This is a genomic window from Pseudoalteromonas sp. SCSIO_11900 (assembly GCF_000576475.1).
GTDB lineage: Bacteria > Pseudomonadota > Gammaproteobacteria > Enterobacterales > Alteromonadaceae > Pseudoalteromonas > Pseudoalteromonas tetraodonis.
The window spans coordinates 2588779-2610787 of the sequence record NZ_KK070023.1; the positions used below are offsets into that span (position 1 = coordinate 2588779).

Consider the following 22009-nt stretch of genomic DNA (forward strand, 5'->3'; position numbering starts at 1 on the left):
TTTGCAGTTATTTTAGTGCTTTAGTAACAACTGGATAATGATCCCATACTTGCTTGTCACTTAATGAGCGCACTAGTTTCACGTATTCCGCATGCGTCCACGCCAGTGGTGTGGCCGAGTTTGTACCCTCGCCTAACGTGTATCCTGCTTTATTTACGCCTACGCCATCCCATACTTGTTCTGGTAGCATCATACCTTCGTTAGCAAATTGCTCTAGCCCTTTTACATAGCTATTTTTAATAGCCTGCTGTTTTGTTGCATCTAAACTGTTATTGGCATTTGCAGCGGCAATTTCGTAATGACCACGTTCACCGGTAAAAAATGGCCAAACTCGCCCACGTTGCCCTGGGCTATTTTTCCCACCTTCGGCATAATTAGCGCCCGTTACTTCATCTTCACCGTACCCGTCGTTACCATAACGGCGGTAGCCTGCAAATGTGCCGCTGCCATCAGTAAACTCAAAGCTGTATTTAACTTGTAGGTTATCTGTTAGGGTTTCGTCATCATATTCTGGGAGGGTTTTTACTATGCTCGGCGCTAGTGCATCACGTACACCATAGCGAACGAGCTCTAAAAATCCACCATCAAGTATTTGCTTTTTATTAAACCCGTCACGGCCATTATTAGCGTTAATTTTGGTATTTGAGTTAGCATCTTTGTCTTGGCCAATGCGAATGAAATATTCACCATCAGAGGCGCTCGACTCTAAATTACCAGCCGTTGTAAACATTAATTTTTCAATATCATTGTTATAACGCTTAGCTGTATTTAGGTAACGTGTTGCATTGGCATCATCACCTGCTAGTTTAGCGATATCGGCTGCAGTAATTAAACCAGCAACAACAGCGGCGGTGGTTGATGGCGAATACCCTTCTTGCTCCTCCCAGCGTTCTTGCTGAGTGGCTGGCGGCGTTATTTGTGTGTCATTCCACAGAATGTTTGCACGGCCACCCTCAACTAAAAAGTCTGCCGCAGGCTTTAACATACGGCTATACCAATCGCTCAGCTCTGCATCTGTTAAAACATCAGCTTGATGGAGTTTCCATGCAAGCATGAGTGGCATAGCAGTTTGGTCTAGCTGTACGCCTACCCATTCAAGTTCGCCATCTACGTGTGTTTTTTGTAAAAACCACCCTGTGTCGCCGTTGTTGCCCGGGGTTTTGCTGTTTACTTGTACTTTTTCAAGGTATTCAAATGCGGTTTTAGCTGTTGCAGTATCGCCCATGGCCATAAACGCCATGGCAACTTGATAAAAGTCGCGCACCCATACCGCTTTGTAACCAGTAGAGCCGGTTTTAGCTGATACGGTTTCGCCCCATGGGTTAGATAATGAGGCAATAAGTGCGCCTGCATGAGTTTTGTCTTCTTGCGCTTTAAGTACCATGGCACTGGTGTAAAGTAATTTGCCGTTATCAGCGGTTTGTTCGCTCATGTTATTTAGCGGTGCAAGGCTTTGCAGGTAGTCTTGCCAACCAAGCGCTTCGCCTTTACCGTTGTAATTATCAAGCACCGCTTGGTAACCTTTGGCTAACGTAGCTTGGCCTTGTTTAAAGCTGGTTTGTTCGCTATTACCAAAGCTTAGGGTTAAATCGAACTGGCTGTTTTCACCAATTTCACCCAGCTCTGCAAGTAAGCTAACATTACCTGATTGTTCACCGGTATTTTTATAAACCTGAGTAAGCTGCTGAGTTGTTTTAAGCTGGCTTAAACCATCGCTTACACCTGTAAAACCAACACTTGTTTGTTTAAATGGCTGAGCACCTTGTAATGAAAGGTAGCTGTTGTCTTGCCATGCCAGCAGCCCTTGTTCTGTAGTTTTAGCAAAATCATCAAGGCCGTTATTATCAACATACGGGTTAACGCTTACGTAGGCCTTCACACCTTCAAGCTGGGTATTAAAAATACTGCGTACAAATAAGCTTTGCCCATCAGGATCGGTAAATATGTGTTTTTCGAGGCTAAAGCGGCCTTGTTTATCTTTGCTTACTACTTTGTAAGCTAATGATAACGGGCGGCCTTTATCGTCTTTATATAAGTAATCAATGGTAACGTCTAAATCGTCAGCTTCGGTGACTGTAAAATCTTTTCCGACTACAACAAATTGCATGTCTTTAATTTGCGCTTTATGAATAAGCCCGAACATGGTTTCAGTGATCATCCCTTTGGCAATCGAAAACCATACTTTTGATACTTTACCTGTAGGGGCCTCATCACTGTAATGGCCATTTTGATATTGCTCAAAAGATGTGCCAATACCGGTTTTACCTGCATAAGCCCAAAATGGCTCTGCCCCAGGGGCACCCGGCGCCGATATTTGCATTATAGAGCTGTTTGAAGGCTCTTGCTGCGCGCCACAAGCTGTTAAACCAAGCATTAATAAACTGGTGGTAATTGTATTTAATTTTTTCATTCTAAAGCCTTAATTAATTTCAGTTTACTCGTTACTTTATTGAGTGTGCTTAACACGCAATACCGCAACCGCTGCAAGTACAAACGACACGGCGCCCAGTACTAATGCGTAAATAGGTTGGTTTTCAAAAAAGTGGCGTAATATTAATCCCAGTACGCTGGCGGCTAATAATTGTGGGATCACAATGAAAAAGTTGAAAATGCCCATGTAAACGCCCATTTTATGACTCGGTACCGAGGTACTTAACATTGCATAAGGTAATGACAAAATAGACGCCCAAGCAAAACCTACGCCTATCATTGGCCAAATAAGTAAACCTGGATCCTTTATAAACATAAAGCTTGCTAGGCCCAACGCACCTAAAATAAGGTTAAGTGCATGTGCTACTTTTAAGCCGACGCGCTTAACGATGATCGGGATACATAAAGCAGCAATCGCGGCAAAGCCGTTGTAGGCTGCAAATAAAATACCCACCCAGTCTGCACCATTGTTATACGCCACTGAACTTGTATCGCTGCTACCATAATGAAAACTGGTTACCGCTGAGGTGCTGTAAATCCACATAGCAAATAACGCAAACCAACTAAAAAATTGTACCCATGCCAATTGCTTCATCGCCTCAGGCATAGTAAATACATCATTCACTACATTATAAAAACCGCCGCTAGTGTGCTGTTTAGCTTTTAATGCCGCTGCAATAAATTGAATAACACCAAAACTAACTAACCCAGCAGCCAGCAAGTAAAGTTCTTTTTCCAGATCCAGCCCTAATACAGTGGCTAAAACAAGCAAACCTAAGCCGCTAAAAATAACGCCGCCTTTGGTGAAATTAACGCTATTAGTAAGATTGGTTTGTGTTGTTTGTGATTCTTGTTGATTAAATTGTGCAAGCTGCTCGGGTGAGTACTCTTTTGTAGTGACAATAGTCCAGCCGACTGCAATAAATAAAATAACACCACCAAAGTAAAACGAATACTTTACAGAGTCAGGAATTTGACCAATCGGTGCGGTATTAGCAATATCAAACCAGTTGGTCATCATCCAAGGGAGTGCTGATGCAACCACCGCTCCCACACCAATAAAAAAGCTTTGCATGGCATAGCCTGTGGCGCGCTGCTTGTTTGGCAAATTGTCACCTACTAAAGCACGAAATGGTTCCATGGTGACGTTAATCGATGCATCCATGATCCATAACATGCCCGCTGCAATCCAAAGTGTTGGTGAGTTTGGCATAACAAATAACGATAATGTGGTTAAAATAGCGCCGTATAAAAAAAACGGACGACGGCGGCCTAATTTGCCCCAGGTTTTATCGCTCCAGTAACCAATAATTGGCTGTACAATTAAACCGGTAAGTGGTGCTGCCACCCACAAAATAGGAATGTCATCTACATTCGCTCCAAGGGTTTGAAATATTCGGCTTACATTACCGTTTTGCAGTGCAAAGCCAAATTGAATGCCTAAAAAGCCAAAGCACATGTTCCATATTTGCCAAAAACTTAAATCTGGTTTGTTTTTATTGTTATTCATTTTTCAGCCTTATTAATTAAAACCGCACTACTGAGTGCATCAAGGGTCAGCGTAAAGGTTGTATTTTGTTTCTCATCGCTCACCAAAATACCGTTATGCGACTCTAATAGATCGTAAAGCGTTGAGTTTGGTTTGAGCATTGTTGCTTGATTTGGCGTGAGCGTAATAGTGACTGTTTGCGCTTGCTGACTGAAGTTACTCAGCACCCATAATGATTGTTGCCCTAAGGTACGCACAAAACCAACCACGCTGTCACTCCCCGTGATCATAAGTTGCGCCATATCGCCGGCAACAATCGCTGGTAAATCGTTAAGTGCCATAATTGAAATATAATATTGGCGTAATTGCGCTTGTTCAGCTGTTAACTGACCACCATCAAATTTACCGTTGTTCATCCACGCTTGGTGAGCAGGAACACCAATATAGTCAAAAATACTGGTGCGAGTTGGGCTACCAAACCCCGCGTTTTCTGAGCCATCTTCACCGACATCTTGACCAAAATAAAGCAAGCTTGGCGAGCGACTGATTAAGTGAGAGACCACCATTGCCGGCTTGCCCCATGCGGCATCGCCGGCAAAATCAGGACTTGCGATACGTTGTTCGTCATGGTTTTCTAAAAAGTGCAGCATATGTTGCTCTATGTCAGCCACTTTTTGCTGAGCATTAAAAATACTACTTGCGGCTTGCTTGCCTTGCATTATGGCTTTTAAGGTGTCGTAAAAGCCTACTTTGTCATACAAGTAATCCATTTTACCTTGGTGAATGTAAGTTCGGTACATCAATGGGTTGTACACTTCGGCAAGTAAAAATGCATCGGGTTTATGCATTTTTATCGATGAATTTAAAAAGCTCCAAAATTCAACCGGCACCATTTCAGCCATATCATAGCGAAAGCCATCCACGCCTTTATCTAACCAATAAAGCGCAATATTTCTAAATTTATACCAACTATTTGGCAGTTCTTTATCTTGCCAAAAGGCATAATGTGCACGGTAATCTTGGTTTTCTAGCGCCTTAGGTAAAGTTGGAAAATCTAGGCTACCATCGGGTTTAACGCCGTAGTTTACTTTTACTGTTTCGTACCAGTCGTTTATATCAGGCTGTGGAGAGCGTGCACCGTTTCCTGTCCATTTAGCCGGTGTTTCATTAAATTTACCATCAGCTAAAGGATGAGAATTTCCGCCAAGCACCTGATAACTATCGCTCGAAGGCACTTGAAATGACTCACCGGGTACATAATAAAAGTTATTATTAACATCATAGTCTTTGCGAGTATCGTCTTGTTCACCAAAGTCTTTAACGCCATTAGGTTTAGCCGTTGAGTGGTAATCACGTGCAACGTGATTGGGCACAATGTCTATTATCACTTTCATATCATGATCGTGGGTACGTTCAATAAGCGCGCTAAACTCTTCGATTCTGTTCGTTACATTTACCGCCAAATCAGGGTTTACATCGTAATAATCTTTTATTGCGTAAGGCGAACCTGCACGCCCTTTAACCACATCAGGATCGTCTTGTTTTATACCGTACTCAGTGTAATCACCCACTAAGGCATGATGTAAAACGCCGGTATACCACACATGGGTCGTTCCTAATTCTTTAATGCCTTTAAGCGCTGCGTCGTTAAAGTCAGCAAACTTACCCACGCCATTTTGCTCTTTAGTACCCCATGGAATGTTTGCGGTTTGAGTATTACCAAATAAACGGGTAAACACTTGATAAACAACTGGCTTTACAGGCTCTGTCTTATTTACAATCGTTTTTGCTTGCGTGCTTTCATTATCATCACTGCAGCCTTGCACAACTAATGTGCTTGATAGCAGCAAGGGTATGTAAAATCTTTTTTTCATTGTGTGTGTCATTTTTATTTCAGTGTTGTCATTGGTTTATACTAAAGCTAACTGTAGTTTGGTTACAGTTGCTGCATACGTATTCACAGCTACATTCAGCACCTGTTAACCCAAAAATTAAACTGCCCGCATGAAAATTTTTGGGGGCTTACTTTGGTTTTAAACTACTTAAAAATACGGTGTGACTTGGCAGTTGCTCTACCGTTGAATTTATTAATGTTTTTAAATTACTAAATAACTCGGCTAATTGCTCATTGGTTAATGAATCTGCTAGCGCACCGTAATCATCGGGTAATAGGCCTTGACCTATCATGACTTGTTGCCACGCCACTTCGGCAAATAACTCGTCGTTTTCGCGCACTACTTTGCCCGTTTGTTTAAATAAATCCATTTTATGCGCTAACGATTGCGGAATTTCCATTTGCTTACATTGACGCCAAAATGGAGTATCTTTCCGCTCAGTTAGCTTATAGTGCAAAATAATGAAGTCACGAATATGCTCGATTTCGGTGATGCTTTGCTTATTAAATTCTGTTACTAACGCATCACTAACCCCATGGTGAGGAAATAACTTAATTAAACGCGTCACAGCACTTTGTATTAGATGAATACTGGTTGATTCAAGTGGCTCTAAAAACCCACTTGATAAACCTATGGCTACTACATTTTTATGCCATTGCTTGCGACGGCGTCCGGTTTTAAAACGAATAACCCGTGGCTCTGTGATAGGCTCACCCGGTAGATTATCTAATAACTGTTGTTTAGCTTGTTCATCCGTCATATGGCGGCTTGAAAACACTAAGCCATTACCAATACGGTGCTGAAGTGGTATCTGCCACTGCCAACCTGCATCATGCGCAATAGAGCGAGTATAAGGCACGGGATCATTCGCACTTTTAGTTTGAACTGCAAGTGCGCTGTCACACGGTAGCCAATGTGACCAATCTTCAAAGCCAGTATTAAGGGTTTGCTCAATCAACAAGGCATTCAACCCTGTACAATCAATAAATAAGTCACCTGATATTAACTGCCCATCATCAAGTTTTAGGGCACGAACAAAGCCGCTCTCTTCACATTGATGAACGTGCGCTATTTTACCTTCAACACGTTTAACGCCGCGCGAAATTGTAAGCTCTTTTAAAAACTCGCCATATAGGGTGGCATCAAAATGGTAGGCATAATTTAAGCCCGTTAGTTGAGTATTAGGTATTTGTTTTAAATACGTAAATTTATGCTTTTTCGCTGCTTGGTAATTGAGAGAGAAATCCCAAAAATCAGTTTTTGAGCCTTGCTGCTTTGCTCTTAACCAAAAATGGTAAAACTCACAAAGCGGAAAGTCTTTACCTATATCGCCAAAAGCATGCATGTAGCTGTGTTGTGGTGCTCGCCAGTTTTCAAACTCGATCCCCAATTTAATGGTCGCTTGAGTTGCTTTAATAAACTCGTTCTCTGGTATACCTAATGCCGCATTTAAATGAAGAATGGGTGGTATGCTGGCTTCACCTACCCCAACAGTACCAATTTGCTCTGACTCAACAAGGGTAATGTTAACAACATTGCCGAGCACTTTATTAAGTAGTGCTGCGGTTATCCATCCAGCCGTGCCACCGCCCGCTATTACCACGTCTTTTATTTGTTTATTCTGCATAGCCCCTGCTCCACTTGCTTTTACTTAAGTGTAGTCGATATAAAAAAGCCCTTGTAAAACAATTCACAAGGGCCTTTCAACGCTAAAGAATGTTATAGCTTGTAACTAAAACCAAGTAAGAAAGTACGACCGTAGTCTTGATAATCACGTACTTGTAAGTCACTGTCGCCTTGTAAAGAGACAAACGGTTCTTCCGTGATATTCTGGACTTGGAACGTCACACTTAAACCATCAAGGCTTTCTACACCACCTTCACTGAAGTCATAACCAATTTGCGCATCCCAAATGGTTTCGCCTTTAATATCAACCTGTGCTGTTTCAAAACCTGGGCCGTAAATATCACCTTTAAAGTCACTGCGTTTACGCATGCTGGTACGCGCTTGGAATCCATTACGCTCAAAGTACACTGTTAAGCTATCAATTTGGTCTGATAAACCTGGTAGCTCAAATTCGTTACCTTTCTGATCTTTTAAGTCTTGCTCTACACCTGTGTGACTAGCAATTAAACCAAAGCCATCAAGTGAGTCGCTGAACATAGTAAACGGTAAGGTTAATGAAAGCTCGTAACCCCACAAGTCACCACCACCACCATTCACTTTACCTGAACCTGTGGCAATTGGATTTTCAGGGACTTCACCCGTAGATGGATTTGGCACTCCAGTTAAATCAGTTTCATAAGTACCGTCAAAAATCCATTTTGAAATATCTTTATAAAATAATGCTGCAGCGAAATAGCCTTCTTCATGAAAATAATTTTCATAGGTTAAATCTAGGCCTGTCGCTTCTTTTGGCTCTAAGTTTGGGTTACCGCCAGATATCGCCCAGTTATTACCATTCTCGTCTACCTGCTGTTTATATTCAGCAGTGACAGATGCATTCATCTCATCTAAACGCGCACGAGAGATAGTTTTAGCTGCGCCAAAACGCACTGTTTGTTCTTCATCAATAGCAAATGATAAGTTAATACTAGGTAAAAAGTGATTATAGTCATGACTAATATCTGTAGGAGACACTATTACTTCACCATTCACGGTGTCTGCTGCATTACCTTGAGATGATTGCTTAGTCTCAACATAACGTACACCGATATTACCCGTTACAAGCGTTGAGCCAAACTCGGTATTGATATCAGCTTGAGCAAATAGCGCTGTTACTTCTTCTTTTACTGTCCAAGAGCGAGTTAGATGCTTTGAATCATTTAAGCTTTCTTGAAATAAACTGTAATAACCATCATTTACAAGCGCGTTAGTATCATAAGCAATCATGTCGCCCATACCGATAAAATCAAGGCTTGCTGAGCCCAAGCGATACTGCTCAGGTACTGACACCATGCCAGGGTTTGATAATGAAAAGTCTTTTAGTGTCATAAAGTAACCTTCAGACAGTTTTGACTTTTCGCGATCTCGGTATGACATACCAAATGAAACACGGCTAATATAAGCGTTATCAAGTACTTTACTAGCTGCTAGCTTTAATGTGCTTAATTCATCATTGATCTCTGGCGCATTAATAAAGCCATCTTGTGCCTGATTTTTATATCCAGAAATATCTTCACCATCTGCATCAACTAAACCATATTTTAGATTCAGAGGTTTGCTGGCTCCCCAAGATAATGGACCACCCAATTGGATCAAGCCAAAGTCACTGTAATCGAGCTCATGTGAAAACTGCGCGCCAGTATTACCATCATCAAAGGTATAGCCAATATTATCAGCTACGCCTCGATTATCGCCACGACCAGTACCAGAATAGCTTTCGATACTCCAAATTCTGCGCTCTACTTCAGAGCGACTTACATCAAACTCTACAGACCAATCATCGTTAATGTCATATTTAGTATTAAAACCAAATTGCGTTAAATCTGCATCTCGCTCTTCATAGTCATTACGCACTACAACACGTTGACCTTGCGTTACAGCACTGGTGATAAAACCACTTTCAGGATCAACTACCACAGAGCTTGGATCTATTGTTCCTTGCCCCCAGGCAAAAGGCACTTCAATACCACGAAGAATTTTTTCATCTGAAAAATCAACATATAAGGCATCAAATGTCATATTTAAGCGATCTGTTGGTGCTGCTTCGATAACAAGCATTGCAGAATCACGCTCAAGCGTAGATGAACGCACAAATGGTTTTGCGCCACCTAAAATAGAATAAGTTTGTCCATCATCACCCGTAAATTCAGGGTAACCCCATGAGTTCCAGCGTTTTTCTTGGTTTGGCGAGCTCATTGTGTTGTATGCGAATGCGACACCGATTGTGTCATCGGCAAATTGGTCAATATATGAAACCGTGCCACGAAAGCCTTTGTCATCACCATCTGGGTTTAACTTATCGAAACCAGTTTGCTCTAATTGACCATTAAACATGATCACGCGCTCACCTTTACTTAAAGGTTTTACGGTTTGCATGTCGATAACACCTGCAATACCTTCTGCGTCTAAGCTTGCGTTTGGTGTTTTATATACGGTTACACCGCTCATTATTTCAGATGGGTAAAGGTCAAACTCAACACCACGATTGTCCCCAATCGATACCTGCTCACGACCATTAAAGGTTGTTGCACTTTCGTTTTCACTAAAACCACGAACGCTTACACGACTGGCACGGCCATCTAGGCGCTGCGCGGTCAAACCTGGTAAACGTGCGATTGATTCGGCAATTGAAGAGTCCGGCAGTTTCCCAATATCATCTGCAGAAATAGATTCAACCACTTCTGATGAAAAACGTTTTGTATTGATTGACTCAACTACGCTGCCACGAAAACCTTTAACTTCAATGACTTCAACGTCATTCTTTGCGGTGGGCTGCTCTTCTTGTGCGTGTGAAGCGAAACTGCTAATACCTGCGGTTGCAAGTGCAATTGTTAATATACTTGGTTTGAACATAGCCATAATGTTTTCCCGTTACCCATAATGTGATACCCGCTTACTTGCTTAAGTGATAGTTAAGCTTGCGAGCTTATTTCGTTGTCAGGATGAATACTAACGCTCGTATTATTTTATTAACAACTTTATGCATACGTATTCAAAGTAACGCAACACGTATAAAGTTAACATTAAATTTACACCTCAATTCATAAGTGACTGTTTTATTATGAGTTATTTTAGTGCAACCACCATTTATAGCTTTAATGATAGTCATTATTTATTTTTTGATGAAATAAGCTCGTCATTAAACATAAATAAAGTGACACAACGCTATTTTATTTTCTAATTTATTATTATGGAGAACATTTATTTAAGTACAATTGGTAAGACCAATATTAATAATCACCAATTTAGTGCACCCCCTTATTTTTAAGCACCTAAATAACGCAAACAATAAATTAACAATTTAACAAACCAAATTGGTAAAGAGATATTCAATAAACCGGCGTTAAAATCGATGAAATAAGCGATTGATTTAACCTCTTTTAATTGCCTTAAAACGGTGCATACGTATGCAGACTTTTTACAGTATGACGGGCTTCAAGTATGCTTTTTCAAATAAACGAGGATTAACACCTCTAAAAAAGAACAACACAAAGACAGTGTGAAAACGGAGAAAGGCATGGCCCAAAAGCAATGGTATAAAGGTGCGGTTATTTATCAGGTTTATCCGCGTAGCTTTCAAGATAGCAACAACGATGGCATTGGTGACTTAAAAGGGATAATTAATCGCATTGATTACATTAAAAGTTTAGGGGTGGATGCTATCTGGATCTCACCTTTCTTTAAATCACCTATGAAAGATTTTGGTTATGATATTAGCGACTATCGCGATATCGACCCCCTTTTTGGTAACTTAGATGATTTTGATGAGCTCATTGCGCAAGCACATCAACGCGATATTAAAATTATTATAGACCAAGTGCTTAGTCACACCTCAGATCAACACCAATGGTTTATTGATAGCCGTGAAGATTTAACCAACGATAAAGCTGATTGGTATGTATGGGCCGATGCTAAAGAAGACGGAACAGCACCAAACAACTGGTTGTCTATTTTTGGTGGCGGTGCATGGCAATGGGAGCCGCGTCGTGGACAATACTACTTACATAACTTTTTCACGGAACAGCCTGATCTTAACTTTCATAACCCTGATGTTCGCCAAGCTGTATTAGATAATGTTGAGTTTTGGCTTAAAAAAGGCGTTGATGGTTTTAGGTTAGATGCAATTAACTTTTGTTACCATGACGCACAGCTTCGTGATAATCCTGCAAAACCAAAAGAAAAGCGTCAGGGCCGTGGTTTTAGTGAAGACAATCCGTATGCTTTTCAGTATCACTACTACAACAACACACAGCCAGAAAACATTGAGTTTATGCGTGACATTCGCACCTTACTCAATAAATACCCAGGAACCGTGTCACTGGGTGAAATTTCATCTGAAGATTCATTAGCCACCATGGCAGAATACACCCAAGGCGGCGATAAATTGCACATGGGTTACAGCTTTGAGCTACTAACTGATGACTACTCGAGTGAATATATAAGAAACACCGTTACTACACTTGAACAACGTATGACTGAAGGCTGGCCTTGCTGGGCATTTAGTAACCATGACGTAGAGCGCGTTGCAAGCCGTTGGAGCGAAACGGGTGAAGTAAACCCTGCGCAATGTAAGATGTTAACCGCCCTATTGGCCTCGTTACGTGGTAGCGTGTGTATGTATCAAGGTGAAGAACTCGGGCTCGGTGAAGCAAGCGTTGCGTTTGAAGATTTACAAGACCCATACGGCATTACGTTTTGGCCAAACTTTAAAGGCCGTGATGGTTGTCGTACCCCAATGCCTTGGGAAAACCTTGATAGCTCACATGCCAATGCTCACAATGCGGGCTTTAGTGAAGTAAAACCGTGGTTACCTGTTGATCAACAACATAGGCTGCAAGCAGTTGCTGAACAAGATAATGATTCAAACTCAATATTAAATGCGTACCGTGAATTTATGGCATGGCGTAAAAACCAGCCGGTATTACTTGAAGGTGATATTGAGTTTTTACAAACCGAAGAGCCAATCTTAGCGTTTTACCGTACTCTAAACGATGAAAAAATGTTGTGTGTATTCAATTTGAGTGCTTCACAAGCAAAACTTACTATTAATGCAAGTGTTGAAAATGAACATAACGACCTTTATCATCACAACGCAAAGCTTGATAGTGAAACACTGACAGTTGAGCCATTTGGTTGTTATTACGCCCACTGCAGTTAATATTTACATTATTATAAAAAACCCGAGCACTGCTCGGGTTTTTTTAGCATTTTTTAATGGCTAATTGTTTTACTATTTAAGTAATCAGTAAATGCAAACAGTACACCCGACACAACAAAGGTCACGTGTATCAGCACTTTCCAGAGTAATTCATCATTTGAATGAGATGCAGAGCTTATAAACACCTTTAGTAGCTCAACGGCTGAAATGGCGACTATTGCACTAATCAGTTTCATTTTTAAACCAGAAAACCCTACTTTTCCCATCCATACGGGACGGTCCTCATGATTTTCGATATTAAGCTTAGAGACAAAGTTTTCGTAGCCACTGAATATAATAATTAATAAAAGTCCAGCTAACAAAGCGGTATCAACCAAAGTTAATATACCCACCAACAACTCTTGATTACTGGCAGTAAACGTTGCGATCCCCATCAAATACAGCTGTTTAAAAAATTTTATTAGTAATAAAACCACAGCAAATAGTAAACCGACAAAAAATGGGGCTAATAGCCAGCGTCCTTTGAATATAAACGACTCAAGAGCATGCTCTACTTTATGAACAGGTTGTATTTTTTTATTTATATTATTTGTATGTGGCTCTGACATAAGAACACCTAAAAATTAAAACGCGACATTAGCCTAAATTTAGCTGTAACACAATTAGTTAAGGTTAAACACTTTTACGCGATACGCTCATCTTGACGATAAAAATATTTCGTTTCCCTTTATTTTATATTCGATTAAAAATCAATATACCAACAGAGATGTTCTGGCTTGGTTACACTTGTTTTATGTAGGCATTGTATGAATACATAACTCGATTGTTACTCCATTTTTAGGAATAAGAAAATGAATAAAGCATTACTCGCGTTAATCGTTGCACCATTTTTCGTTTTATCTGCTGCTAATGCAGTGGCAAACGATGCTACAGACGCTTCAGCTGAGACGATTCAAGAATTCACAGAAATGTGTGTTAGTTGGGCTAAAGAAGACGACGTAAGCAATGAAGAGCTTTATAACTATGTTTTAAAGTGTGTGAATGATGAACTAACATCTGAAGGCTATAACAAAGTCACTGCTGTTAAGATTTAATGAATAATTGAGTGAATTGAACCTAAATTGGTTACATTTTTTAATCCTGTAAAGTAAAAAATCAGATTAGAAATGCCATTGCGATAGGTTTTATTTGACAAAAAAAACCGGAACTGTCACAGGCTGTGCGTTCCGGTTTTTTATTACTTAAAGCGGTGAATAATTAATTAATTATTTATCGTCTTTTTTTACTTTTGCTTTCGCTTTACTTTTAGCAGGCGCTTTTTTAGCGGCGGCTTTCTTTTTAGGCGCGGCTTTTTTCTTAGCCTCTTCTACCCATTTACCACCTTCGTAGTGTGCCGTCCAACCAGTTGCTTTGCCATCAACCTCAGTCATTACATACTGTGATTTATTCTTACGACTGTAACGCACAACAGCAAGATTACCATCAGGATCTTTAGCTGGTGCATCAGCTAGGTAGTAAAACTTAGGCGAAATACGATCTCTAAAACGCTGTAACTCTTCTACTTTGGGGGCGCGTGTTTCTCGTGATTTAGGGAACGTATTTGCTGCTAAGAAAATACCTGCAGCACCGTCACGTAATACAAAATAGGCTTCAGACTTTTCACATTCTAATTCAGGAATATGAACGGGATCTTCTTTTGGTGGCGCAGCTTCGCCATTTTTTAATAACTTACGGGTATTTTTACACTCGTCATTGTTACAGCCAAAATACTTACCAAATCGACCTGATTTTAATTCCATATCAGCGCCACATTTATCACATTCAATAATAGGGCCGTCGTAACCTTTAATTTTAAACGTACCCTCTTCAACCACATGCCCATGACACGCTGGGTTATTACCACACACGTGTAGTTTACGGGTTTCATCGATAAGGTATGAATCCATCGCTGTTTCACAAATTGGACAACGCTTCATTTGCATTAATGTTTCTGTTTCAACGTCTTCAACATCAGCTGCAACCGCTTCATCACCCGACACTAAGTTCATAGTGGTAGTACAGCGCTCTTTAGGTGGCAGGTTATAACCAGTACATCCTAAGAATACGCCCGTTGAAGCAGTACGAATACCCATTTTTCTGCCACACGTTGGGCAGTCAATGTCAGTTTCTACCATTTGATTAAGACGCATACCGCCTTCATCGGGTTCACCTTTGGCAATGTTTAACTGGGTTGAAAAATCAGCGTAAAACTTATCGAGAACTTGCGTCCAAACACGCTCACCTTCGGCGATATCATCTAAACGGCCTTCCATTTTAGCGGTAAAATCGAAGTCCATTAAATCGGTAAAGTTTTCAACAAGGCGATCGGTGACAATCTCCCCCATTTTTTCAGCGAAAAAGCGACGATTTTCTACTCGTACATAACCACGATCTTGTATCGTTGATATAATAGAAGCATACGTGGAAGGACGACCAATCCCACGTTTCTCAAGCTCTTTAACTAAGCTTGCTTCACTAAAACGAGCCGGTGGCTTAGTAAAGTGCTGCTTAGGATCAAGCTCAACTAACGTGAGCACCTCGCCTTGCTTAACAGCAGGCAGCGATTGATCTTCTTCATTCTTTTTACGTACTGCCGGTTGCACTTTAGTCCAACCATCAAAACGTAAAACACGGCCTTTTGCTTTCAAGGTGAAATCGTTGGCAGCGACCGTTAAGGTGGTTAAATCGTACTCAGCAGGCACCATTTGACAGGCCACAAACTGACGCCAAATAAGCTCATAAAGCTTTTTCGCATCAGCATCAACACCTTCAACATGCCCTGAAAGCACCGATACGCTAGAAGGACGAATCGCTTCGTGCGCCTCTTGTGCATTACCTTTAGAGCTATAGTTAATCGGATCAGTAGGTAAGTACTTGGCACCAAACTCATTGGTTACGTATTCGCGACACATTTCAACCGCATCTTTCGATAAGTTAGTTGAATCGGTACGCATATAAGTAATATAACCCCCCTCGTATAAACGCTGGGCAAGCATCATGGTCTTTTTAACGCCATAACCTAATCGGGTACTTGCTGCTTGTTGCATTGTTGAAGTAATAAATGGCGCACTTGGGCGGCTCTTACTTGGTTTCTCTTCAACGCTGACAACTTTATATTCGGCATTCTCAAGGCTTTTAACTGCTGCACTAGCCTGAGCTTCATTTACTGGCTTAAATGGCTTGTCTGCTTGTTTAGTGACTTCTAAACGTAGGTCAGACTCGCTATTTTTAACATCGGCATGAATGTCCCAAAATTCTTCAGGAATAAATGCTTTAATTTCACGTTCGCGTTCAACTAATAAACGCACTGCAACAGATTGCACTCGACCCGCTGATAAACCACGCGCTACTTTAGCCCACAATAGGGGCGATACCATAAAGCCAACAACACGGTCTAAGAAGCGACGGGTCTGCTGTGCATAAACCATGTCGGTGTTTAACTCACCTGGGGTTTCGAATGCTTGTTGTATTGCATTTTTAGTGATTTCGTTAAAAACAACACGCTTATATTTTTCTGGCTCGCCACCAATAATTTCTTGAAGGTGCCAAGCAATAGCTTCCCCTTCTCTATCCAAATCCGTTGCTAGATAGATTTGATCAGCATTTTGGGCAAGCTTTTGTAATTCTTGAACAACCTTTTCTTTACCCGGCAAAATTTCGTAATGTGGCTCCCATCCTTTTTCAGGATCGATTCCCATACGCGCGACTAAGTTAGTGTAATCACGTTGCTGTTTATACGCTGCTTTCTCATCGGGGGGCATTTTACGCACCTCAGCAGGCGTTTTGCTTGCCGGTACTTTAGTTTTGCCAGAACCCGATGTAGGTAGATCTCGTACATGCCCAATACTGGACTTAACGATAAAATCATTACCTAAGTATTTATTAATTGTTTTAACCTTAGCAGGTGACTCTACAATTACTAGCGATTTGCCCATAGTTGCCTATTTCTAACCTAGTTTTTTAAATGTGTTTAGCCGACTCATGCGGCGCGAATATTTATAGGTATATCTACAAACACTAGTTCTTACAAGCTTTTAATACAAACTTTTCAGTATTTACTGAATAAACAAACAATTTCTGTTGTAAATTTAATCAAACCAGTGCTTTTTGAATAATTGATGTGGAATATATAGAATAGAAACAAAAATGCCAACCTTATTGGTTGGCATTTTTATTATAAGCCATAGCTAATTAAAGTTTTGCATCGTGTAAAACAGATATTGAAGCTGAAGAAACTAGACCTGAAGTAGCTGTTGCAGTAATAGTTACATTACCGTTAACAACTGCATTTTTATCATCTACCGGCACTCTTAAAACACCAAATGAAAAGTTAATTGGCCTAACCGTAGTTGTATTAGGAAAGATATAATCAGTTGTCCCCGTTAACTTGCCTTGATCTGAACTTATTTTAACCGCGGTTTCTACTGGTAATGGATTATTAAACATATCAGCAATATAAACAGTTGCTTGAACACTTGTAACACCAGTTGCTTGTGTTAAATCAATTTGTGATATTTGACACATTTTAGCGCTAGTTGGATCATCAAGCACTCTGCGCACAACAGGGCTTGCCGAATCACTATTTACACGCACTTCAGCTGCAGTAACCCCCGGTATTGCTGAACAGTCGTCGGCAAAAGTAACCACCCTGAAAAACGCAGCATCACTCGACATAACAATTTCTTGGTTTTGAAAAACATTGACCAAGTCACGACTACACAAGTTAATTGCAACATCTTCTGGTCTACAAAGAAGACCATTGTACATACTATTGCCTATTGTCCAGTCGCCATTATTATCAAAGTCGATAAATTCTTCAAATTCATCTCCTTGTAAATTATTTCCTGAACACGCTTCAGCAGGAGCATTACAGTCTTTTCCTCCATAAGTGCCATCTTCGTTGTGATCTATAAATGCTTCAGGAATATCAAATAGCTCACTAAAAAAGTCTTGGCTGTCATAATAACCATTACCGTTTAGATCAGAAAAGGTTTCTTCACCTATTGCATAGGCAAGAACTGTTGCCCTGCCCCCTAAAGGTCGATCTATCTCTAAATTATCGAGTGTAGTTCCTTTAACAATACCTAATGGGCAAGGCAAACCACTGTCACATTTTTCAAAAATAGTATTTTCATACATAGAGTCTGTAAATGGACGGGGGTTACTACTGCGCCAAGTAACAGAGCAAGTACCATTTATTGTCGTACAGCTAGGTTCAATGACGCCACCTTCTGTTATAAAGCTGACAGCAGTGCCATCAGGCACCGGGTTATTGAAATGATCGGCTAACCTTGCATTAACCATCACTTCATTACCATCAACATTCAAGCCGTGAACGTTGAAAATAGAGCGTGATAAGGAAAAGCTATTTTGATCTGCAATTCCAGTACTAATTACTAATACATCTGAAGGCGCAGATACCGTTATCGTATCACCATTAACCGTCTCTTCTATAGAGGCAATTACACGCACAGGTGTTGCCACCACACCCGATTGCACTGTAGTTCTAATTTCACCCTCTGCATTAGTTATCGCTGAATCAGTGCCTAATGTTATGCCACCCACAGCAGTTGATAATGCAAAGTTGACTGTTCTTGATGCCAAATCATTGCCATTGGCATCAACAAGTTTAAATATCACTTCTGATATTTCACGTCGATTAGCACCACCAGTTCCCTTAAGTGCTATTACTGGATCAGTAACCTCAACAAATTGAATGAAACCAACATTTGCTGGACTAACGTTAATCGTCGTGCTGGCAGAAACCGTATCGCCACCGGTAATTACGCTAGCCGTGATAATATCGCCACCTTCACAAGTTAGTGGTCGATAAGTTGAGCGGGCAAAACCACCGATACTAGTAACTGTTTCATCCATCACAGCTAAGCCTGATGCAACACATCCTGATGAAAACTCAACATTTAGAGGTGCCGTATACAAATTACCGTCTTTTGTAATTTCAATTGATACCAGTGCCGTAGAACCTGCTGCAAGTGATTGGTTAGCTGCGACCGTACTCGATATCGCAATATCAATATCAACTGCGGCGATTTGAAATGCTTTCGTTAAACTACTATTTAAAACCGATACGGTAATTTCACCTGCTCCTACGTCACGCCCAGGAATTATATCCAGTAAAGCGATGCCATTTTCATCTGTAATGGCCGTACCAGTATTGGGAGAAATAGCACCAATTGTAGTAGTTGCAGTAACTAAAGTTTGCGGTAAGGCAACTGTAGAATCTTTTTTATTTACTTCTATATATAGTATGCCTGTTGAATCTCCAGAGATACTGGCTGTAGTATCACATAAACTTTTGTCTCTTATCGTTTTAAAATCTGACGGACAGTTTTGTAAAATACTAAAGCTTATATCAGCACTGCTCTGATTGGGGTCAATTGCATCACCGCGGGTATAAAACCCTAGCTTTTTCTCTACTGCTTCAAATTGTGCAGTTACAATACCTGCGCCTTCAATTGTTCCTGATGTTAAGTTAAGTGTTGCAACGCCATTAGTGTCTGTTAACGCAGTGCCTGAACTTGGTAACAAACTACCTAACGTTGAACTAAATGAAACAACTTTACCCGCAGCTGGGTTACCGTCAACATCTAAAATAGTCGCTTGTACTAAGCCACTATCGTTAGCACTAATTTCACTGATTTGCGTTAAACTCGTCGATGAAATTAAGCTTAAATCTATCATAAAATCATTTGAGGTGCCGGGGGGAGGAGCATCACCTTTAGAAGTGTAAGTGAATTGGTTTGAATCAAAAATAGATGTTTCATCTAGCTTATAAGTTGCCGAAATAGTACCAGCACCTTGCTCTGTGCCTGTCAGCAAGTCTACCTTTGCAATACCTGCGGCATCGGTCATAGCCGTTCCATTTGATGGATTTATTTTGCCAAAACCCGACAAATTAAATTGGATTAGCTGATAAGCACTTGGCTGTCCATCGACCAATAGCGTCGCTTGTGCTACTGCTGGGTTTTCATAATCAACCGTTCTTGTTTCTGTGCCATCTGAAGCAATTAAATTAACGCTTAACTGTGCTTTTTCAACAATAACTGCTTCAAAGTCAAATGGTTCAGATGAGTAAGTTTGTCCTTGATTGATGTAGCGAACAACTACACTTGAAGCTCCGGCTACATTACCAGAGGTTAACTCAATTTGAGCTACACCTGAATTATCTGTTAACACACTTCCAGATTCTGGATTCAAAGCACCTATATTTCCATCAAGAGCAAAAGTCACGCTTTTACCAGTTACAGGAGCACCAATATCATCAAGTACAGTGGCTTTTAAATCTAGTGCTTCTAAACTGGTTACAGTATTTGATTGAGCACCTGTTTCTTTTGAATAACCTTGAATACTCAACGTATAAGCAACTTGATCGCCACTTGATTGAAATGAAAATGTATCTTTATAACTCACACCATTGATTGTATACGATGCAGTAACTTCACCTGCTCCGGCTTTTTCTCCTGCTGTAAGCTTTATTACTGCAATACCTGTATTGTCTGTAATAGCTGTTCCTGATGTAGGATTTAGCTTGCCAATATCATCCACTAAGCTAAACACGACGCGCTCACCAGTAACTGCCTTACCTTCTTTAGTCAGTATCGCATGCAAATCTAATGGCTGCTCAGCGGTTACACTATTAGATTCACTACCGTCTAATTTAGAGTACCCTTTTAAAAGCAATTGATAAGCTTCTTGACCACCAGTAGATTGAAATGAAAATGTATCACTATACGTTACACCATTTATTGTATAACTGGCAGTGACTCCACCTGCTCCGGCTTCCTCTCCTGCACCAAGTTCTATCTTAGCAATACCAGTGTTATCTGTGATAGCTGTTCCTGATGTAGGATTTAGCTTGCCGATACTGTCTGCTAAGGTGAAAGTAATACGCTCTCCTGTAACAGCAATACCTTCTTTAGTTAACGTTGCATGTAAATTTAAAGGCGAACCTGCAGAAACAGTGTTTGATCTACTTCCGTCTGCTTGTGAAAACCCTTCTAAAGATAAAATAAATAAACTTGTATCATTACCCCCTGCATCTCCTGCAGACTCGAATGCAAATTGACTAGTATACGTTTCGCCATCAACTGTATAGCTTGCAGTAACAACACCAGCTCCTTTTACTGTACCAGCTGTAAGGTCTAATGTTGCAATACCATCGCCTTTTGTTAATGCACTACCAGAGCTAGGGTTCAATACACCTACTTCATCTGCCAGTGTAAAAATAACTCTTGCACCATTAACTGAAGAGCCATCTTTTTCAAGCTTTGCTTTGAGCTCTATAGCTGAGTTTGCAGACACTCTATTTGATTTACTACCATCAGATTTTGAAAAACCCTCTAATGATAAAGTAAATAAATTTGAACCACTGCCATCCGCATCCCCTGCAGACTCGAATGAAAACTGGCTAGAATACGTAGCGCCGTTAACAGTATAACTAGCAGTAACAACACCAGCTCCTTTTACTGTACCCGCGGTAAGATCTAATGTTGCAATACCGTCGTCTTTTGTTAACGCACTACCAGAGAGCGGGTTTAATACACCAACTTCATCTGCCAATGTAAAAGTAACTCTTGCGCCAGTTACCGCAGAGCCATCTTTTTCAAGTTTGGCTTTGAGTTCAATTACTGAACTTGCAGACACTCTATTTGATTTAATACCATCTGACTTTGAATAGCCTTCTAATGCTAAAGAAAATAAGCTTGGATCATTAATATCAGCATCCCCTGCTGACTCGAAATCAAACTGACTAGTATATGTTTCGCCATCAACCGTATAACTAGCAGTAACAGCTCCAGCTCCTTTTACGGTGCCTGCGGTTAATTCTATCTTCGCAACACCATCATCTTTTGTTAATGCGCTCCCAGAGGTAGGATTTAATTCCCCAACTTGATCTTCTAATGTGAAAATAACTCTCTCACCGCTAATTGCAACACCGTCTTTTTCTAGAGTTGCCCTAAGATCTAATGGAGAACTCGCTGATACTGAGTTTGATATACTTGCATCTGATTTTGAGTACCCTTGAAGTATGAGTGTATAATTCGAGTCATCAGATGTACCCCCACTATTGCCACCAATACTACCCTCTTTCTCTAGTGAGCCACCACCGCCACAAGCTGATACTAAAAAGCTGAGCATAATGATGCAGAGCACTCTTATTGAAGGCATAGACTTCTCCTTGTATTTTTATTAACCAAGCGTTATTCACTTAATGTTAACCTATAACTTAGTCTAAAGTCTCAGATTTTTACTCCTTTTTTTGATAAAAATTTTTAAAAAGTTGACGTTTTTTCTGTAAAAAAAATTACATGC

10 protein-coding genes are annotated in these 22009 nt (G+C 40.5%); 2 read left to right on the top strand and 8 right to left on the bottom strand.

Translation table 11 applies throughout. The annotated features are described in order from the left end of the window. Window positions 1-7 precede the first annotated feature (7 nt). The 5 genes from BG00_RS12015 to BG00_RS12035 all read right to left on the bottom strand — a co-directional run bounded on the left by BG00_RS12015 (window position 8) and on the right by BG00_RS12035 (window position 10338). Window positions 8-2410 (bottom strand): glycoside hydrolase family 15 protein, encoded by a 2403-nt coding sequence (locus BG00_RS12015; RefSeq protein ID WP_036982847.1) that lies wholly within the window; start codon window positions 2408-2410, stop codon window positions 8-10. A gap of 36 nt (window positions 2411-2446) precedes the next feature. After that, window positions 2447-3940, bottom strand: coding sequence for an MFS transporter (locus BG00_RS12020; RefSeq protein WP_036982848.1), 1494 nt, complete (start codon window positions 3938-3940; stop codon window positions 2447-2449). Beyond that, window positions 3937-5793: an alpha-amylase family protein gene (locus tag BG00_RS12025; protein WP_036983465.1), complete on the bottom strand. Its 1857-nt coding sequence runs from the start codon at window positions 5791-5793 to the stop codon at window positions 3937-3939. The genes BG00_RS12020 and BG00_RS12025 overlap by 4 nt, the downstream gene beginning before the upstream one ends. 148 nt (window positions 5794-5941) lie before the next feature. After that, the gene (locus BG00_RS12030) at window positions 5942-7441 is read right to left on the bottom strand and encodes a tryptophan halogenase family protein (protein WP_036982849.1); all 1500 of its coding nucleotides are present in this window, start codon (window positions 7439-7441) and stop codon (window positions 5942-5944) included. A gap of 92 nt (window positions 7442-7533) precedes the next feature. After that, window positions 7534-10338 carry a TonB-dependent receptor gene (locus tag BG00_RS12035; protein ID WP_036982850.1) on the bottom strand — a complete coding sequence of 935 codons (2805 nt, stop codon included), beginning with the start codon at window positions 10336-10338 and terminating at the stop codon, window positions 7534-7536. Between the two features lie 658 nt (window positions 10339-10996). Here BG00_RS12035 and BG00_RS12040 point away from each other — a divergent pair. Further along, on the top strand, window positions 10997-12637 hold the full coding sequence (locus BG00_RS12040; protein ID WP_036982851.1) for an alpha-glucosidase family protein: 1641 nt from the start codon (window positions 10997-10999) through the stop codon (window positions 12635-12637). Between the two features lie 53 nt (window positions 12638-12690). Here the strand turns inward: BG00_RS12040 and BG00_RS12045 are convergent, their stop codons facing one another. Continuing rightward, on the bottom strand, window positions 12691-13245 hold the full coding sequence (locus tag BG00_RS12045; RefSeq protein WP_028835834.1) for a TIGR00645 family protein: 555 nt from the start codon (window positions 13243-13245) through the stop codon (window positions 12691-12693). A gap of 243 nt (window positions 13246-13488) precedes the next feature. Here BG00_RS12045 and BG00_RS12050 point away from each other — a divergent pair, with 243 nt between their 5' ends. Then, window positions 13489-13731, top strand: coding sequence for a hypothetical protein (locus BG00_RS12050; RefSeq protein ID WP_016899532.1), 243 nt, complete (start codon window positions 13489-13491; stop codon window positions 13729-13731). Between the two features lie 171 nt (window positions 13732-13902). Here the strand turns inward: BG00_RS12050 and topA are convergent, their stop codons facing one another. Together topA and BG00_RS12060 are read right to left on the bottom strand one after the other, a co-directional pair. Beyond that, a complete protein-coding gene (gene topA / locus BG00_RS12055; RefSeq protein ID WP_036982852.1) occupies window positions 13903-16611 on the bottom strand; it encodes a type I DNA topoisomerase in 2709 nt (902 codons plus the stop codon). A gap of 256 nt (window positions 16612-16867) precedes the next feature. Further along, window positions 16868-21865, bottom strand: a complete 4998-nt coding sequence (locus BG00_RS12060; RefSeq protein WP_253861389.1) for a beta strand repeat-containing protein — start codon at window positions 21863-21865, stop codon at window positions 16868-16870. Window positions 21866-22009 lie beyond the last annotated feature (144 nt).

Excerpts from the sequence above, each read along its gene's own strand:
- BG00_RS12015 (WP_036982847.1), bottom strand. The coding sequence starts at position 2,410 with ATGAAAAAATTAAATACAATTACCACCAGTTTATTAATGCTTGGTTTA.
- BG00_RS12020 (WP_036982848.1), bottom strand. The coding sequence starts at position 3,940 with ATGAATAACAATAAAAACAAACCAGATTTAAGTTTTTGGCAAATATGG.
- BG00_RS12025 (WP_036983465.1), bottom strand. The coding sequence starts at position 5,793 with ATGAAAAAAAGATTTTACATACCCTTGCTGCTATCAAGCACATTAGTT.
- BG00_RS12030 (WP_036982849.1), bottom strand. The coding sequence starts at position 7,441 with ATGCAGAATAAACAAATAAAAGACGTGGTAATAGCGGGCGGTGGCACG.
- BG00_RS12035 (WP_036982850.1), bottom strand. The coding sequence starts at position 10,338 with ATGGCTATGTTCAAACCAAGTATATTAACAATTGCACTTGCAACCGCA.
- BG00_RS12040 (WP_036982851.1), top strand. The coding sequence starts at position 10,997 with ATGGCCCAAAAGCAATGGTATAAAGGTGCGGTTATTTATCAGGTTTAT.
- BG00_RS12045 (WP_028835834.1), bottom strand. The coding sequence starts at position 13,245 with ATGTCAGAGCCACATACAAATAATATAAATAAAAAAATACAACCTGTT.
- BG00_RS12050 (WP_016899532.1), top strand. The coding sequence starts at position 13,489 with ATGAATAAAGCATTACTCGCGTTAATCGTTGCACCATTTTTCGTTTTA.
- topA (WP_036982852.1), bottom strand. The coding sequence starts at position 16,611 with ATGGGCAAATCGCTAGTAATTGTAGAGTCACCTGCTAAGGTTAAAACA.
- BG00_RS12060 (WP_253861389.1), bottom strand. The coding sequence starts at position 21,865 with ATGCCTTCAATAAGAGTGCTCTGCATCATTATGCTCAGCTTTTTAGTA.